This window comes from Mucilaginibacter sp. Mucisp73, from assembly GCF_059491465.1.
The window spans coordinates 2,542,868-2,560,290 of record NZ_CP168507.1; the positions used below are offsets into that span (position 1 = coordinate 2,542,868).

At 41.1% G+C, this 17,423-nt stretch carries 17 protein-coding genes; 4 read left to right on the plus strand and 13 right to left on the minus strand.

Annotated features, from left to right (window positions below; translation table 11 throughout):
* The first annotated feature begins 31 nt into the window (after window positions 1-31).
* Together ACEN82_RS10695 and ACEN82_RS10700 are read left to right on the plus strand one after the other, a co-directional pair.
* On the plus strand, window positions 32-886 hold the full coding sequence (locus ACEN82_RS10695; RefSeq protein WP_413319864.1) for a helix-turn-helix domain-containing protein: 855 nt from the start codon (window positions 32-34) through the stop codon (window positions 884-886).
* Window positions 887-937: 51 nt separating this feature from the next.
* A complete protein-coding gene (locus ACEN82_RS10700; protein WP_413319866.1) occupies window positions 938-1,678 on the plus strand; it encodes an SDR family NAD(P)-dependent oxidoreductase in 741 nt (246 codons plus the stop codon).
* Between the two features lie 192 nt (window positions 1,679-1,870).
* Here the strand turns inward: ACEN82_RS10700 and ACEN82_RS10705 are convergent, their stop codons facing one another.
* Both ACEN82_RS10705 and ACEN82_RS10710 read right to left on the minus strand, forming a co-directional pair.
* On the minus strand, window positions 1,871-3,955 hold the full coding sequence (locus ACEN82_RS10705) for a sigma 54-interacting transcriptional regulator (RefSeq protein WP_413319868.1): 2,085 nt from the start codon (window positions 3,953-3,955) through the stop codon (window positions 1,871-1,873).
* 71 nt (window positions 3,956-4,026) lie between these two features.
* Window positions 4,027-5,631 carry a sigma-54-dependent Fis family transcriptional regulator gene (locus ACEN82_RS10710; protein ID WP_413319870.1) on the minus strand — a complete coding sequence of 535 codons (1,605 nt, stop codon included), beginning with the start codon at window positions 5,629-5,631 and terminating at the stop codon, window positions 4,027-4,029.
* Between the two features lie 301 nt (window positions 5,632-5,932).
* On the opposite strand from ACEN82_RS10710, the gene ACEN82_RS10715 reads away from it, so the two are divergent.
* Complete coding sequence (locus ACEN82_RS10715; RefSeq protein ID WP_413319872.1) at window positions 5,933-6,436, plus strand: hypothetical protein; 504 nt, start codon at window positions 5,933-5,935, stop codon at window positions 6,434-6,436.
* Here the strand turns inward: ACEN82_RS10715 and ACEN82_RS10720 are convergent.
* From ACEN82_RS10720 to ACEN82_RS10735, 4 genes are read right to left on the minus strand one after another with little or no spacing between them, the layout of a single operon-like run.
* On the minus strand, window positions 6,429-7,673 hold the full coding sequence (locus ACEN82_RS10720) for an RNA polymerase sigma factor (RefSeq protein ID WP_413319874.1): 1,245 nt from the start codon (window positions 7,671-7,673) through the stop codon (window positions 6,429-6,431). The two genes, ACEN82_RS10715 and ACEN82_RS10720, sit on opposite strands and share 8 nt — an antisense overlap.
* 45 nt (window positions 7,674-7,718) lie before the next feature.
* Entirely contained in the window at window positions 7,719-8,057 is a 339-nt protein-coding gene (locus ACEN82_RS10725) for a YciI family protein (RefSeq protein WP_090525871.1), read from the minus strand.
* 42 nt (window positions 8,058-8,099) lie between these two features.
* The gene (locus ACEN82_RS10730; RefSeq protein ID WP_413319876.1) at window positions 8,100-9,110 is read right to left on the minus strand and encodes a hypothetical protein; all 1,011 of its coding nucleotides are present in this window, start codon (window positions 9,108-9,110) and stop codon (window positions 8,100-8,102) included.
* Window positions 9,111-9,142: 32 nt separating this feature from the next.
* A complete protein-coding gene (locus tag ACEN82_RS10735) occupies window positions 9,143-9,709 on the minus strand; it encodes a DUF2652 domain-containing protein (protein ID WP_413319878.1) in 567 nt (188 codons plus the stop codon).
* Window positions 9,710-10,021: 312 nt separating this feature from the next.
* On the opposite strand from ACEN82_RS10735, the gene ACEN82_RS10740 reads away from it, so the two are divergent.
* Window positions 10,022-10,639 (plus strand): DsbA family oxidoreductase, encoded by a 618-nt coding sequence (locus tag ACEN82_RS10740; RefSeq protein ID WP_413319880.1) that lies wholly within the window; start codon window positions 10,022-10,024, stop codon window positions 10,637-10,639.
* Between the two features lie 218 nt (window positions 10,640-10,857).
* On the opposite strand, the gene ligD is transcribed toward ACEN82_RS10740, so the two are convergent.
* The 7 genes from ligD to ACEN82_RS10775 all read right to left on the minus strand — a co-directional run bounded on the left by ligD (window position 10,858) and on the right by ACEN82_RS10775 (window position 17,242).
* Window positions 10,858-12,933: a DNA ligase D gene (gene ligD, locus ACEN82_RS10745; protein WP_413319882.1), complete on the minus strand. Its 2,076-nt coding sequence runs from the start codon at window positions 12,931-12,933 to the stop codon at window positions 10,858-10,860.
* Between the two features lie 65 nt (window positions 12,934-12,998).
* Window positions 12,999-13,451, minus strand: coding sequence for a carboxymuconolactone decarboxylase family protein (locus ACEN82_RS10750; protein WP_176629001.1), 453 nt, complete (start codon window positions 13,449-13,451; stop codon window positions 12,999-13,001).
* A 24-nt stretch (window positions 13,452-13,475) separates the two neighbouring features.
* Window positions 13,476-14,477 (minus strand): hypothetical protein, encoded by a 1,002-nt coding sequence (locus tag ACEN82_RS10755; RefSeq protein ID WP_413319884.1) that lies wholly within the window; start codon window positions 14,475-14,477, stop codon window positions 13,476-13,478.
* Between the two features lie 56 nt (window positions 14,478-14,533).
* The gene (locus tag ACEN82_RS10760; RefSeq protein ID WP_413319886.1) at window positions 14,534-15,541 is read right to left on the minus strand and encodes a bestrophin family protein; all 1,008 of its coding nucleotides are present in this window, start codon (window positions 15,539-15,541) and stop codon (window positions 14,534-14,536) included.
* A 37-nt stretch (window positions 15,542-15,578) separates the two neighbouring features.
* Entirely contained in the window at window positions 15,579-16,190 is a 612-nt protein-coding gene (locus ACEN82_RS10765; RefSeq protein ID WP_413319888.1) for a DUF2652 domain-containing protein, read from the minus strand.
* Between the two features lie 49 nt (window positions 16,191-16,239).
* The gene (locus ACEN82_RS10770; protein ID WP_175489945.1) at window positions 16,240-16,407 is read right to left on the minus strand and encodes a hypothetical protein; all 168 of its coding nucleotides are present in this window, start codon (window positions 16,405-16,407) and stop codon (window positions 16,240-16,242) included.
* Between the two features lie 460 nt (window positions 16,408-16,867).
* Window positions 16,868-17,242 carry a hypothetical protein gene (locus ACEN82_RS10775; protein ID WP_413319890.1) on the minus strand — a complete coding sequence of 125 codons (375 nt, stop codon included), beginning with the start codon at window positions 17,240-17,242 and terminating at the stop codon, window positions 16,868-16,870.
* Between the last annotated feature and the right edge of the window lie 181 nt (window positions 17,243-17,423).

Consider the following 17,423-nt stretch of genomic DNA (forward strand, 5'->3'; position numbering starts at 1 on the left):
AGCGGCATTGCTGCCGGTATGGATTATTAAGATGGAACACTTTAAACAAAAAGCCTTTAACAGATTTGGGATCCTGGATTTTCAGGGGCGAAACCAGTCCGACCAGTTCATCGATCAGCTCAGGGATTTTATTAAGATAGTGTATGTAAGGCATGGAAGCAGGTTGAGTATTGATTTTACAGATGTTTGGGTACAACAGGACGGGATAGTTTTTGTAACTGCAGCGCAAATGCTCAAGCTCTCTGAAGACTTCAGGGGCAGCATCATATACTATGATCAGGATCTTTATGGAGTAAGCCTGCATAGCCGGGAAATAGCCTGCGATGAACTGCTTTTTGATAAAGTTCAAAAGGTATCGGGTATAGCACTTAGCACTGTAGATGCAGAGATCATCTTATCTATTTTTGACGAGGTAAGGCAGGAGATAACCCAAAATGATATTAACGTGGAAGAAATGGTCCGGGTTTTATTAAAACAGATCATCATTAAGGCTGCACGTATTTGCCAGCATATTCAGGGGTCGGATATTCTATCTGCTCAGCAGGATTCGGTTTTTTGCAGGTTCTTTATCCAGTTAGTTGAGCGTAATTTTTTTAAACACCACGATGTGGCATCGTATGCTAATATTTTAAATATCAGTGCAAAAGCATTGAATAAACGGATTTGTAAACACAGCTGCTACACACCCAATGAAATAATCAAGAGACGGATAATACTGGAAGCTAAACGGCTTTTGGTTTACACGCATCTCTCGGTAAAGGAAATTGGCTACAAACTTGGTTATGATGATCCCTCTTATTTTATCCGTTTTTTTAGTAAACAGGTTAAAACTGCTCCGCAAACATTCAGGCTTCATTTCCAGGGTTCTTTTAACGCGGTTGCATGATTGTAAGGAACTCAAATAAATAATTAGAACACAATTTTAGATACACAAAAAATGCAAAAGAACATTGTAATAACAGGCGGATCTTCGGGTATAGGAGAGGGGCTTGCCAAACATTTTTATAACAAAGGCTGGCAGGTATTGATAACCGGCCGAAACAACGCTAAGTTATCAAAACTGGCGGCAGAGTTACCCGGCATTTATACCATCGTATATGATAGTCTGAAAAACGGACAGGAAAACAAGATCATCGATTTCATAAAAGATGAATGGAACGGCAAACTTGATGTGCTGGTAAACAATGCAGGCCATGTGGCCCTTACACCCTTGCCCGAAATAAGCAGGGACCAGTTAGAGGAGATGTACCAGGTTCACCTGATAGCTCCAAGCTTACTCGCTGCGGGTTGTGTGCCATTTTTATCTGCTACTAAAGGGCAAATCATTAACGTAAGCAGTAGCCATGGTATAAAAGCTTACGCACAGCTTAGCGCTTACGGCTCGGCAAAAAGCGGCCTTAACATGCTTACAAAGATATGGGCTTTGGAACTGGCACCGCTCGGCATTCGTGTAAATTGCGTTGCACCCGGCCCTACAGATACTCCCGTTTTAGAAAATGCCGGCCTTTCGGCAGATATTATACTCGCTATCCAGCAAAGTGAAGCAAAAACTATCCCCTTACAAAAAAGAGGAGATGTTGAAGATATTGTATCTAATACAGCGCTATTGATCGATTCAGGATCCAATTGGGTTACCGGGGTGGTGTTACCTGTTGATGGTGGCATATCCGTTAGCTAAATGTACCGACTAATAAATGGTGGCGAAATTTAACGGAACAGTTTTACGATAATTAAAAGGCTATAATTGACCGGTACCAAAATATTAGCGTTGATTTAGGGAGGCGGGCTGGGCTTTTACCTTTGAACCTTCAATATGCACGCGCTAAAGGGATTCATTTATTCAAATAGTGAATCCCTTTTTTCTATTAGCTTACTGTGCATGGTTCATGTATTCCCTTTTAGCGATATTTAATTTTCGCATTTTAGAATGCAGGGTGGTTGGTTGAATAGCCAATACCCCGGCCGCACCGCCCGCTCCTGAAATTTTGCCCTCGCATTGTTTCAGGATATTAATAATATGGTTTCGTTCCATCTCCTCGATAGTTTGATTAAAATGGAGGATGGCCTGGTTATCGCTTTGTTTTGTGTTTGGCAAATGTACCTCCCGCAATACGTTGCCGGTTGTCATTAAAACGCTTCTTTCAATAATGTGCTCCAGCTCCCGTACGTTTCCCGGCCATAAATACGATTTCAATTGCTGCAAAACTTTGGGTGCTATTGAGCCAACTTTGCATCCTGTAAGCCTGCTATATTTATTGAGGAAGAAGTTTGCCAATGCGGGTATATCTTCGGCCCGTTCACGTAATGATGGTAAATTGATTGGAAATACATTAAGCCTGTAATACAGATCAGATCGGAATTTACCTGCTACTACCTCTTTTTCCAGGTTGCGGTTAGTTGCTGCTATTATTCTCACATTAACTTTTATTGTGCTTTTTCCGCCTACGCGTTCAAACTCCCGCTCCTGGATAACACGGAGTAATTTAACCTGTAGCTCCAGCGGTAGCTCACCAATTTCATCCAAAAATAAAGTGCTGTTATTGGCCAGCTCAAACTTGCCTATCCGCTGTTCAAAAGCACCGGTAAACGATCCTTTTTCATGACCAAAAAGCTCGCTCTCGATGAGATTGGGCGGAAGAGCAGCGCAGTTTACTTTTATCATCAATTTGTTTTTCCGGGGCGAGGCGTCATGAATCCCACGAGCAATCAGTTCCTTCCCGGTACCGGTCTCTCCTAAAATAAGCACTGTAGAATTTGAATCGGCCACCCGCGACATCAACTGGTAAACCTTTTGCATTCGCAGGCTGCTACCAATTATCTCCGAAAAATTGTGGATGGTTTTGATCTGTTCTTTCAAATGATCATTTTCCGTTTCCAGTTGCTTTTGATAGGCAAATAACCGTTCGTTGGCTTTGATGTTGAATATGGCTACCGATATTTGTGAGCAAAGGCCTTTTAACAGATGGGTATTCAGTTCGTTTATCAACAGCCAAAGTGTTCCTATATTTTCATTCCCAATACGTAGACGGGCGCCGTACATGTGTTTTTTACCCGCCTTTTTCCAAAGGGTTATATACGGGCTGCTGTTGCCACTCTTTTGCTCGGCTTCGATATTAAATATAACGGGCTCATCACTATCCAGTACTCTGGCCGAAATAGGCTCGTCGATAGTTATATTTTTTGCCAATAGTTGTTTAAACAGCTCGTCATCTTTAAAAACGGCGTTTTTATCATATAGATAAGGAACTAAAGTAATTCCATCATCTTCTATTAGCCTGATCATAGATAGCTTTATGCCCATAAGTTGATCCAGAATATTAAAAATAGCGGCTTCCAGATCCCCCTTTTTTTTGACAGCAGCAAGGTCAGTAGCAAATTTAAGCAGGCATGCTTTGTTGTGTTCTTTGTATAATACAGCTTCGTGGGCAGCGATGCTGTTAAGGGCTTTGCCGATTTGCCCTGCTATTGTTTCTACATACTGTATATGTGTATCTGTAAGCGAGTTTAACTTATCTGCAAAGAGGATAAGAGTATGTTTAGTATCCCCGGCACCGGGCAGGTTTTTTACAATGAGTTCACGGGCTCCCGACGCGTAGTTTAACTTAAGCCATTGAGGTGCTACGGCTAAGTTAAATGTGCGGATATCTAAAATTTGTGCTTTATCAGCTTTTGAAATCAACCCGGATAAATCGTCGCAAAACGAATACGAACGGGATATGATCTCATTATAGCTTGAATATCCGGTAGAGGCACCAGAGGCCTTATCCATAAAAAAGATCCGGTAAGTACTTTCATCTTCCTGGCATGATAGTAATGTGGCCTGGCTAAAGTTTACCAGTTTTTTTAAGGTTTTGTCAATCGCTACCATTAATTGCGCCTGCGTTTTAACTTTTGCCAGTTCGCGTTTTAACAAAAGCATTATCTCGTCCCGTTCGTCTTCACTTTCCAATAGCATTTAGCCTCCTTTTTCTTGTTTTTTATTTATGTAAGATCCCTTTTTACCCTGTTCGTCGTCAAAAGGGAATATTACTTGTATTCTTTTTTTGTGATTTTGAGCCTTCTCATTTTTGAATGGAGGGTGGTTGACGGAATATCTAATATCTCGGCAGCTCCGCCTTCGCCGCCTATTTTTCCGCTGCAGCGTTTTAACGTGCCAATTATGTGATAGCGCTCTCTGCTTTCCATGGTTAATGGCGGAGCGTCGTCCTGAACAGATTGGTCGTTTTTAATTTCTGGAAGATGAACGTCTCTTAGCTTGTTATCGTTTGTGAGCAGGATGCTGCGTTCAATCAAGTGTTCAAGTTCGCGTACATTACCCGGCCAGTCATAGTCTTGCAACGTGTGGGCTACTTCGGCAGTCATGCCTTTTACCGTTATGCCGGTTTGCCTGCTGTAGCGGCTGATAAAAAAGTTGGCTAAGGGAATAAGATCTTCTTTGCGTTCCCTTAACGCCGGTAGCTGAATAGGGAAAACATTTAAACGGTAATAAAGATCGGCACGGAACCTGCCAGCCTCTACCTCTTCTTCAAGATTCCTATTGGTGGCTGCTATTATCCGTACATCAATTTTAATGGTATTTTTTCCGCCTATCCGTTCAAACTCGCGTTCCTGGATAACCCTTAATAGTTTTACCTGTAACTCTAACGGGAGCTCACCTATTTCATCTAAAAACAGCGTACTGTTGTGTGCCTGCTCAAATTTGCCTATACGGCGTTCAAACGCGCCGGTGAACGATCCTTTTTCGTGACCGAAGAGTTCGCTCTCTATGAGGTTTGCCGGCATTGCCGCACAATTGATCTTGATCATTAATTTGTTGTTTCGGGGAGATGCCTGATGTATGGCCCTTGCAATAAGTTCTTTTCCTGTGCCGGTTTCGCCCAGTATCAATACCGAAGAGGTTGCACCCGCAACCCGCGATATGAGTTTGTATACATTGTGCATTGCAGGATGTTGCCCCACAATTTCGGCACTATAGCTATTGCTAAGCTGCTCGTTAAGGTATTGGTTTTCTTGTTCCAGTTTTTCTTTAAGAATGAGGATTTGCTCGTTGGTTTTGATGTTTGATATGGCAATTGATATCAGCGAACAAAGACTTTCAACAAGCTGAATGTTGATTTCTTCCATGGCCAGCCATAAAATACCCCGTTTTCGGGAGGCTGTTTGCAAAGGCATTCCGGCTACTTTTACAAAGCCCACACTTTTCCAAAAATGCAGATACCCTGCATCGTGGCCTCGCGCAATCTCTTCATCAACTATTAAAAAAACGGGGGTATCGCTATTTAACACCCTATCCTGTATGCCATCTCTAATAGGATAGCGCGCTTTGGCCACCTCAACTATCAGGGGATCATCGGGAGTGGTAACGGTACGGTCATGTACATAGGTACTCATGGTTTTGCCATCATCGTTAATCATTCTGATGGCATATCCCCGAAGTATATTTAATCTTCGCAAAAACAGCTTTACGGTATCAAAAAGATCTTCCTTACTCCTTACGGCAGCTATCGCGTTACCAAAATCAAGGAGGAGTGTGGTTTCCCATTCTTGTTCGGTTACAGGTTCAGCAGCCTCCATGTCTTCTGCTACTGTGATCATGTCGTCTGTGAAATATTCGGTACTTGTATCTTTCATATAATTTAAAATGGCTTTACCGAAAGGTTAAAAGCCATTTTGGATTTATATAAAACTATGCCAGTTATGATAAACGCTTAATGGTAAGTGTATTGATGGGATAAGGGGTATAGCACACGAACGAAATACCGCCCGGCTGTGACTTCTGCCACCAAATAACGCCTAACTCCTTTTAGCTATATTCCTTCCGCTGTATCTGAAATAAGTAGCCCGGGCAGAAATTCGTCGTAAAAAAAGCAATGCTTTTGTCCAAAAATAAAATGTCGGTTGTTGTTGGGTTTTCAATTCAACTAAAACAGATATGAGACAAAACATCCTGGCAGACACCGAACAAAAAACAGGTGCTGCCCGCACAATATTAACAGCGGGAATCATTGCCGGCATCCTGGATAGCATGGCAGCATCGGTAGTGTTTTATTTTAAGCTGGGCCTGAGCCCGGCACAGGTTATGCAATACATCGCGAGCGCGATTTATGGCGCTGGAGCTTTTTCGGGAGGCATCACCACGGTTATTATCGGTACATTATTGCATTTTATGATAGCATTCGTTATCGCCGCAGTTTATTTTTACCTGTACCCTGTAATAAGCCCGTTAAAAAAATGGCCTGTTATTTCGGGGCTTTTACTGGGGATTGCCATTTGGCTGTTCATGAACCTGGTAATTATCCCGTTTAGCAAAATTCAACCGGCTCCGGTCGAGTTAAGTGCTGTTGTCATCAGCGTTATCTGGCACATGGTACTGGTTGGTTTGCCAATTTCTTTAATAACTAAAAGATATTTCGAAAATGGCGGTAGACTTAATTAGCCATCTTTATTTTTAAAAGTTCGATATTTTTTTGAATCGTAGCTTTATCGGTATTTGAGGCTGAAAGGTTCAAAGCAGTTTTGTAATTGCTCAATGCTTTACTATCATTAACGTTGGTATACAGGTTTCCCAGTAACGAATAGTAAAAAACGTTATCTGTAAGGTTTAGTTTTTCTGCCTCTGCAATGGCCTTTTGTTTTCCTTTTACTTTTGATAGTGCGAAAACGCGGTTAAGCGCAGCGGTAGGGGAGTATCCTATGAGCAATAGCTGGTCATACAGCCGTAGGATATTCTCCCACTTTTCGGGCGAATCGGCTTTGCGGGTGTGCCAATAGGCAATTCCGGCTTCGCAGTGATATTTACTTAAATGGTCGCCGCGCGATGAGCGGTCTAAAAAATATAAGCCCGTTTCAATCAATTCCTGGTTCCATAAATTTTCGTCCTGATCCTGGTATAGGATAGCGTCGCCGGCATCGCTTAACCGGGCATCAAAGCGGGAAGAGTGGAAACTCATCAGGGCAAGTAGCGCGTTAACTTCAGGCGTGTTTGTTGTGTTGTTGCCGGCAAGCAATAAAGTGAGGCGCATGGCTTCTTCACAAAGATCTTTGCGCAACGGAATATTTTGTGAGGTAGAGTAGTATCCTTCAGAATATAAAAGATAAAGGGTTTTTAAAACGCTATCAAGCCGGGCGGTGATCTGGCTAAGCGATGGCTGTTCAATCGCTATTTTGGCTTCTTTAAGCTTTTCTTTGGCGCGGTTTATCCGTTTGTATACTACTTCTTTGTTGGTAAAAAAAGCATCCGAAATTTCCTGAATGCCAAAGCCGCAAAGCAGGTTTAAAGCGAGCGCCACCTGCGAATCGCTTGATATAACCGGATTGCAAACAGTAAAGATCATGGCCAACTGACTATCGGTTATATTTTTAACAGATAGATCGACCTCGATTTCTTTACCTACTGTTTCTTCTGTTTTCAACGCCGCAACCAGTTTCTCTTCAAAAACCTTGTGGCGTTTAATATAATTGCGGGTTTTGTTTTTTGCTACGGTATAGAGCCAACCTGTTGGATTTTCGGGGATCCCTTTTGTAGCCCAAAGTTCGGTTGCTGAAAGAAAGGTGTCGCTTACAATATCCTCAGCTATTTCAATATATTCGATGCCAAATAGATAAATGAGCACCGATACTATTTTTTGATATTCGGTGCGGAAAAGGTTTGGAATTAAATCCGGTTTATTCATAAAATCATCGCCCTGTATACAATCATCTTCGTCAGCCTCATTAGTTTATAGTCCCATCCTGATCTCTACCGAACCGTTAAGTTCAAAAATAGGACAGCCTTGTGCAATTTTTTCAGCTTCATCATAATCAAGCGCCCTGATGATGATCATTCCGCCTATTGATTCTTTAATTTCGGCAAATGGGCCATTGGTAGTACTTTTACCCCGCTCAATAACTTTTCCTACGCCATCCCAGCGCTGAGTTGGCCTGGCAAGTATATTTTTTTTTGCAAGCTCGTCAAACCAGGTTTGCCAATGTTCTAAATGCGTTTTTAATTCTTCGGGAGTGGGTTGGTTTTCGGCTGTTTTGTAATCTCTTCTAAACAGAAATAGAAATTCTTTCATAATCTTTTATCTATGATTTGATCGTTAAACAAAAGTCGGTATTTACTGGTACAAATATTTATCATTATTTTGATCCTGATCGGCAAGCCATTTTTCTATGTACAAAAGAAGTTGCGCAGTGTCGGCGGAGATATTCATTTCGGTTTGCACTCCAAGCATAATAAGGCCAAGGGCTATAGAATGCTGAATATCAAGCTTGCTGAGTAATCCGAAACTAAAGCCGGTAATAAATTTATCCCTTGCATCAGCGGCAATTTCGGCTATCTGATCAAAATCTCTTCGTGCAAATATAAATTGCTGGTCTTCTGAAAACAGGATCACGCTATTTACCGAATAGATGAGCAGGCGGTTGATGTTCATAGTGCGTAATATGGAAAAGCACTTCTTTTTTAAATCATAAGGCGTATTGATATTGAATGTTGTATTGGGCATTTCACCGTTGAGTACCATCCAAAGATTAACCGCCTCAAACTCATCAAGTACAAAAGTAACTTTGCCTTTAATACCAAATTTGCTGACTATTTGAAGGATGTTATCAATCTGATAAAAAAGCGTTTTGCCTGGATCGTCTAAATAAAAAATAAAGTCGAGGTTTGATTTATTAAGCGGTTTTATCACATCGTCAAATAGCCCTGTCAACAAGCCCGACGCGCCTACCAGATCTGTCCAATCGTTAAAAGTTATTGCCCTGCATTTTTTGAACAGGAGATGCAGGTCGGCAATTAGCTGGTCATTTCTTATGTCATGCCAGGAGTTTTCGCATTTATTTTCGTTTAAAACAATAAACTCATATTTGGTTAATGATGACAGGTCATAGCCATTGCACATCATCAAGCTTTTGATACCTAATTTTTTAAAAAAAACTGGTAAAGTTAATTCCTTTATTCCTAATGAATTTGGTGATGTTTTGTGAAGTTTAGAGTCCGTCATTTTTCTTTGCTTTTCACACAGCAGGTATGTGTTTTTTGATTTGCCCGCCTGTTTTATCGTTTCAACAAGTGCTGATAATACCGGGGCCGAATTCACAATTTCCATCTCAAACGCTTGCATCATTTTAATATTTAGCATTAATAATTGCGGTTGGCTTATGCTGTTTTTGAAAAGCTGCCAATTTGCAGCGACAAATTGCGAGGAGTACTTGCATGGTATAATTCACAAACCCGGCCTTCGGTAGGTATTGCTTCCTGTACTTGCGCTTCGAGGTATTGATTTGTAATTAAAGCATGCGTATGCAGTACCGTTTTATTTTTTAACAAACTATAAGTACCGGCTATAATAGTTCCCCGCAACTCCGAGCGCTCTTTTTTTGAAAAGTTACCAGGGTTACCATAGTGTATAACGATATTAACAGATGGCTGATGGGCTGCAGGCACATAATATTTCAGCAAATCCAATTCGCAGCTAAACGAGGCAAGAATTGCCTCCAGTTGTCCCAAAATTATCCGAACCGGAAAGGCTGGCCCATAGCGAAAAAAGAGTATGGTATCGTCTTCTATCTCTGATATCAGAAGGGATAAATGATTAGCCCTGATTATAGATCTTAATAGTTTATCAATAATGCATGGGCGTATCTCGTTATCGATATCTTCAATATAGTTTATATAATAGCTGATATCAATAATAAAGATATTGCCTTTTAAATCTTTTTCCATGGTGTAATCGGTTCTTTTTATAAAACAACATTTTACGATACTTTAGAATGCTGTATTTGAGCATGAACTTGGCAATGTAGGTGCCATGTATTAATACCTTGTTAGTTAGTGTTTTATCTCGTTTTGTGGATTGGTTTTATACTTCATTTCGACGACGGGCAGTAGAAGTCACGAAATATGGTGTTTTAAATGAGGACAGTACAGTTAAATATGGACAATTATTGGAGATGGGATTTATAAGTATTGAAATAAATATTATAAATCTTGTCCAATCCGGTCATATTGGTTGTTAGTTAGATTAAACATAAAGTATTGAAAATTGAAATTTGGTTTGATGTGGCATGTCCTTATTGCTATATCGGTTTAAAGCATTTAGAAAACTCTATCAAGCTACATTCCGGTGAGCAGCCAAATGTTGTGCTCCGTAGCTTTGAGCTTGATCCGGAAATAGCTGTTGATAATAATGATACACAGTATATCACCTTAACGCGTCAATATAAATTATCTCCACTAAGAGCAAAGCAAACAATAGATACTATAGCAGCCGCTGGCCACTCAGTAGGATTAATCATCGATTTTGATAAAGTGATCCGCACAAATACTTTTGATGCACACCGGCTAATTCATTTTGCTGTAGATGAGGGTAAACAAGTGGAAATGAATAATAGGATTTTTAGGGCGTATTTTGAGGAGGGAAAACATATCGGCAGTAAAAAACAATTGATCACGCTGGCCTCTGAAATTGGTATTGATGCGAAACCACTTTTGGAAAGTGATAACTATTCGGCCGAAGTAAGGGCCGATGAACACCGGGCCCAACGTATAGGCATTGGCAAAATTCCCTTTTTTTTGTTCAATGAAAAGTATTCAATAACCGGTGCCCAGCCGGTGGCGGTATTTGCAGAGCTGATGAAAAGGATTAGTGATTGATAAATCAAAAATAGTTAAAGGTGTTACCGCCCGCCGACTTATCGCGTTGCTGACCGGTTTGCATAGCTATGCTATGCCGGCGTAGGTTTATTTCATGCACGAACGGGTGGAAAGTGCATGCCCATTACAACATCCTCGATAAGCTGGCACCCGTCATCTTCGTTACGGCGGGTGGCAAGCTGTCCTTTAATATATTTTATTTAGCACGTCGTTATAAATCAATGGTTACCAAACAGGCTCTCTGCTTTTTGAATTGTATTGAGCAAGTCAATGCCGTTGTTTAACACCCCTTTAAAAAGGTCACCGGTTTCTTTAAGCCGGTCTATAGCAATGAAAATGGTGAAATCACTCATTTTTAGTGCATGTTTAACTTCATCCCAATGTAGCGGCATCGAAACGGTTGCACCTGGTTTAGGCCTGAGCGAATACACACCGGCGATAGTAGCCTCAGGCCGGTTTTGTAGAAAATCAAGGTACATTTTGCCGTGCCTGGAAGTTGTCATTCTTTCAAGCGTAGTGAAATGAGGTAACTCCTTGTTAACGGCAGATACGATAAGTTTAGCAAGCACCTGCGATTGTTCATAAGTATATCCCCCGCCCAGTGGAATGTAGATATGGATGCCGGTTGATCCGGATGTTTTTGGGAATGAAGGAATGCCAAGCATATCAGCTATTCTTTTTACCATAAGCGCCGCCTCAATTACCTGATCGAAAATATTATGTTCGTCAGGATCAAGATCAATCACACAATGATCAGGGTTTTCAGGTGAGTCAACACGGCTTAGCCATGGGTTTATCTCAATACAGCCCTGTCCGGCCATCCACAACAGGCTCGAAATATCGCTACCTATTATATAATTATGATGTTCACCTTTGGCTGTATCGTGTACATAAGTGGTAGCCCAGGCTGGGGCCTTGCCTGTAACATCTTTCTGATAAAAATGCGGGCCGCTAACACCATCAGGAAAGCGATTTAATGACATCGGCCTGCCGTAGAGATGGGGGAGCATATGCTCGGCAACAGCTATATAATAGTTAAGCATATCCCGTTTAGTCACCATTTCCTGTTGCCAGTAAATCTTATTAAGATGAGTAAACTGCAATTCCGATCCGTTAAAATTAATTGTTGCCGAATCATTGCCCCGCGGAATAAAAGTGGTTGCTGGGGGCTGATCAGATGATAGAGAAGTACTCCCTTTACTTTCTTCACCGGCTATGGTTTCAATGGTATCTTTAGGTGTTTCTAAAATTACATCAATAGCCTGTTTATCAATGCGCATCCCTTTAAATGATGCCTGCCTTAAAAGCCCGTCTTTAGTGATCTCGGCAAAATTAACTTCACATATCAGCTTGGGTTTAAGCCAGGTAAATGTTTCGCCCGGCACCCTTTTATTTAACGGTGATACCTGGCTTGTGCCTTCAGTATCAAAAGGATTGGTATCGATAATATATGGTTTAAAGTTTTGCAGCATTTTGGTTTGCAGGTCTATCGAAAAGCCCGTTCCAACTTTTCCAACAAACCGCAATTTGTTGTTTTCGTAAACGCCCAATAGTAAAGCGCTGAATGGTTTGATGGCGCTTTTGTTTTTGGTAAATCCACCTATAACTACTTCCTGCCTGCGCTGTACTTTTATTTTTAACCAGGCTTTTGAGCGTTTATCTGGTGTGTAAACGCTATCGGCACGTTTGGCAACTATACCTTCGTAGCCATGCTTTTCGGCATTTGCAAACAAATCTGTTCCATTAGCAGGTACAGGTATGCTTCGGCGGATAATATGGTTGCCCGGTGGTATAATATACTTTAAAATTGCCTGCCGTCGTTTCAACGGTAACCCTATCAGATTGCGGCCTTCATACCATAGGATGTCAAAAACCTGGTATACCAGTGTACTCCCTTTTTCACTTTCCCAATTTTGCAAAGCTCCAAAATCGGTTTTTCCGTCGTTACCCATTACTACTATCTCGCCATCAATAACTGCATTGCATGGCCATGTATTTAGTACATCAATAATGGGATAGTATTTGGCAAATGAAACTTCGTTACGTGAAAGCAGTTTGGTGTTATGTTTATTAATAACGGCAATTGCCCGGTAACCATCCCATTTGTTTTCAAATAGCCAGTCGGGATCGTCAAAAGGAGTATCAACCAGAGTCGGTTTCATAGGTTTAAAATCCAGCGGTAACGTTGCTAAGGGAGCGTTTGCCAGCAGTTCATCTAACGTTAATTGCCCTGGTTGTTTTTCATCGTTAAAAGCGGGGTGCTTATCCATATCAAGATTCTGGGGGGGTGTCATGGTTGTGTTGGCTGTTTGCTAAAATTTGCATGGGCTGGTAAAGCCCGGCCCATGCAAAAGGTTGATCAACCAAACTGACCTACCTGGTAAGTTCCTGCAACCTGTGGAAAGGAAAGGTTAAATCTGTTCCATGTGTTAATGGTTGTAACGGCAAGTGTAAGATCGATAAGCTCTTCATCGGTGAAATGAGGTTTTACACGTTCGTAAACACTGTCGGACACGTCGCATTTAGTTACGGCCTCAGCCCAGCCTAAAGCTGCACGCTCACGATCTGTGAAATATGGTGTTTCGCGCCATGCGCTTACGCCATACAAACGCTGCTCGGTTTCACCGTGCGCGCGGGCATCTTTTGAGTGCATATCCAGGCAATAAGCACAGCCATTCATTTGGGATACCCTGAAAAAAATCAGTTCCTGAAGCGGTGCTTCTATTTTAGAATGTTTTAGGTAAGCTCCAGCCTGAAAGAGCGATTTAAGTGTGTTTGCCCCTTTGGCAAATAGATCGATTCTTTGTTCCATTGATAATTAAATTAAGATTGTTATTTATTCGTAAAGGTGTATGCTATCGGGTTTTTCGAGATCTTTGATCCAGTTTTGGATATATAGCGACAGATCTTGCTGACCGGGTTTTGAGTTAAATTCGCCGTAGCAGCCAAATACAATAAGACCGAGTGCTATACAATGAGCAATGTCAAGGTGCTTTAACAAGCCAATGCTGAAGCCGGCAATAAAATCTTGCCTTGCGTTTGCGCTTATTTCAATATGATGCTCAACTTTTTTTCGACTAAGTACAAATTGCTGATCGCTTGAGAATAATATTGCATTGTCGGCTGAGTATATCAACAGGCGGCTAACGTCCATCGTTCTATAAATGGAGAAGTATTTTTTGTTAAGATCGGACGGGGTTTGCCCTTCTAATGGAGTATCGGGGTTTACACCGTTCAACACCATCCATAGCTTCATCGCCTCGCTTGCCTCAAGGGCAAAGGTTACCTGGCCATGGTGCGAAAACTCGCTGATAAGATCGATTGCCTCATCTACCTGGAAGGAAAGTTTATTTCCGGGGTCGCCCAGGTAAAAGACAAATTCAAGATCTTTCTTACCCAGTGGCCTTATAACCTCGGCCAATAAACCGTTCCAAAGGTTAGAGGCATCTGTAATGGCTGCCCAATCATCAAAAGCAATGGTGCGGCAATTACTAAACAGTGAGCGTAGTTCGGCAATAACAGTTTCATCCTTGAAAAATGTCCATAAGTATTGTTCAACCTCCGCAGGTGGTAGTGTTACCGTTAGTTTTGAAAGCCCGGTAAAATCATGACTTGCATTTAAGGTGATACTGCGGATACCTAAAAGCTTTAGGATTTCTGGGAGTGGTGCCTCGGTAACACCCAGTTTGTTTATCCTTAACCCGGATAAAGATTGTTCTGAACCTTCGTCTGTAAGTGTTAGGTAAATGTTTTCTGAAAGCAAACCGCTTTCTACAATCTGTAAAAGATTGGTTAAAACAGGTGCCGTGTTTTTAATTTCCATGTTTAATGTTTCCATCTTCAATTTATTTTAGGTTCATTAATTATGTTTCAGAGTTTTAAATCAGGTATTGCTTACATCACAATGTTATTTTGAGCCGTTAATTCGATTGGAAGGTCTTCTTCGCCCAAAAACTCTCTTAATTCAATTTCAATGCTCCGGCTCATTTGCGAAATGGGTACGTCATTAGCACTGCCTTCAAACGGGTTTTCGGTGCTTTCGCCAACCTGTTCAAGGGATGTATAGATCCATGATATCAGCGTGCTGAACGGTGCCACTAACCAAACCATGTATCCTTTCATTATACCTTGCACTTCGTTATTGAGCTGATCAAAATCCTTAAGCATGCCAAAAGGGAGGATGATGCAAAACAGCCATACAAAAAAGGTATTGATAATGGCATATTGACGGGGATACGGTGAGTTTTTTATCTGCTCAACCTTAGCCTGCTGCGTATAAAAATCGCGGATGGAGCGTTCCATTTCTACAAACTGTAGCACGGCAATTTCGCCTTGTTCATACAATTGTTTAATGGTTCCGCTTTGTAAGGCCATAATCTGGGTGGCTTTATTATTGGTATTGATGATGTGCCTCAAATCATCGTCCTGAAGATAATTTATGAGTTCACTCTCAAGTGGCGTTTTCCATTCGGGTACGGTATAGTATTGTTGGTACTCGGCATTGTGCTTTTTACCAACGCTTTCCCAAATGCGCTCTTCCCTTAGCTGATAACGCAGAACCGTGAGCCAGGCAATGTGGCGATAAATAAGTAGTTTGCTTTTCTCTGGATTATTAAAAAAATCGCGACTGATAAGTCCCCATGCCCGGCTTTGACTGAATATGCTGGTCCACATTTGTTGCCCTTCGTCGGTACGCCGGTAAGTTTGCGTGTTAGTAAAACCAACTATAAACGCGGCGCTTGTACCCACCAATCCTATAATAGCCCAGGGAATATCAAGCCATTTAAACCCCAGCACCTCATAAAGGATGACAGGTATAAGGCCAAGCGCAAAAAGCTTGTATATTTTTCGTCTGGTCCAAACCAGGAATTCTGGTAGTTTATATGATTTTCCGGCGTGCATATTGATAGATGATTGTTTTGAATAAAGTTTTATGGTTTTAGGTGCCTGTTTGCCCGAGGTTAAAATCCTGCGGGTATAATGGGAGCTGACCTGTATTGAAAGGGAAATAGGTGTAGCAAAGCCGGCCAACATCATATAGTTCACAAACCTCGGTGGCTTCGTCTGATGGCATAAAATCATTTTGTCGCTGTTCGTTGAAATATTCTTTAGTGATCAGCGCGTAGGTATGCGTATCAATGCCGTTTTTTAAAAGCCTATGCGCTTTTACAACAGCCTGACCGAATAGTTTGGAATAACTCCCAACAGCAAATCTCCCGATCACCCCGTAATGCACCTCCAGTTTAATTGAAAGAAAGCTGGTTTGCGGAAAACTTTCTTTAAAGGTTTTGAGCCTGTTTTTAAATACCTCGAGCATAAGTTCAAATTGTGAAAGGATTTCTTTAACAGGGAAAGCCGGGCCATGCCTGTAAAAAAGTATAGCATCACCTTCAATTTCTGAAATGTTGAATGAAAGCCGGTTGGCATCAATAATTGACTCAAGCAGACTGCAAACAATCAGGCTTCCTGCTTCATTCTCCGTCTCGGTAACAAATTTTGAATAGCAGCTGATATCTACAATAAAAATGGTTCCCCTATGATCTTCGTTCATTCCTTCAATGTTTTAATTAGATTTTATGTGGATATATATTCAGCTCGCTTTATTCATCCTGAAGCGGCTGTTCAACCATCCTTAATGAGTCGTCCATATATTCGCCTCCTTCCTCAAGGCTTTCTTCATTTGGATCGTAACCTTCCGATGCCATTTCTTCTGATTGATCGTTCTTTTTGTGAGGATCGCTGTGCGATCCGAATAGCCAGTTTCCCATGTTGATGTTTTTTTATGTTTAAGTTGTTGCCAGTCTTATTTATCGCCTTGCTCAGTCTGTATTGATGTTCTGAATCATTAGCGAGACGGCTTTTTACTTTTTGCAAGCCTTGTGCCATATGGTAATTAATTGGTTTTTAGTTATTTGTTGATTTTACTGAGTTTTAATTGCACCTTATTTCGCCGAACATGTTGATGTTACACCAAATACAGCGTATTGAAGGAGAGGATAGGGCCATGAGAGAAGCAAGCCGGAATCGAAAGCTATTTGCACCCATGATACGAATTAAAACGGTGGGCTTTTCACGGCCAGGAAAGTGATAGGCTTCGGAAATATGTTTTAAAACTCAAACAACCAACAGCAAGACAGTACGCTGTTGGTTGTTTGATAATGGAGACCTGTACAGGCCATTGGGTCGGAAAACGGAAGATAATATGAGGTAGAATGTGGTTGTGATTTATTAATTACGAACCATTGCCGATTCTTTAACAACCTGCCATCTGCCTGATAGATATTCCCAAATCACTGTAAAATATTTTCTGTTCAATTTTCCATCAAAAACCAATTCACGCGTAATTACAACCATACCCATATCCCCATCACATACAGCGTAGTGATATTCGGTTTTAGTAGATAATGGTTCGGTGTTTAAATCTTTGTTTTGCTTTATGAAAGCCATGAGTTGTTCTTTATTCATAGTGTCAACGACACCATCTTCGTCAACTTTTACAATAAGTAATTTATCAGCATAAGCTTTATTAACGTATTCCACGTCAAAATGCGTTGCGTGATAAATCAGTTCCCGGGTTAATTCAATTAATTGTTCACTGTTCATCTTTTTAATTTTTTAAGGGTTAATTATTTTGTTTGTTGGAATTGTAGTTAAACCAGATCTGTTTAAGCTATCATTATAGGGAGAGCGAGACAAGACCGATGCCAGTTTTTAAAATATTGATTTTCAGACTAAGCGTGTGTTCATAGTAAAGTTATAGACCTTATTTCGACAATAAACGGGT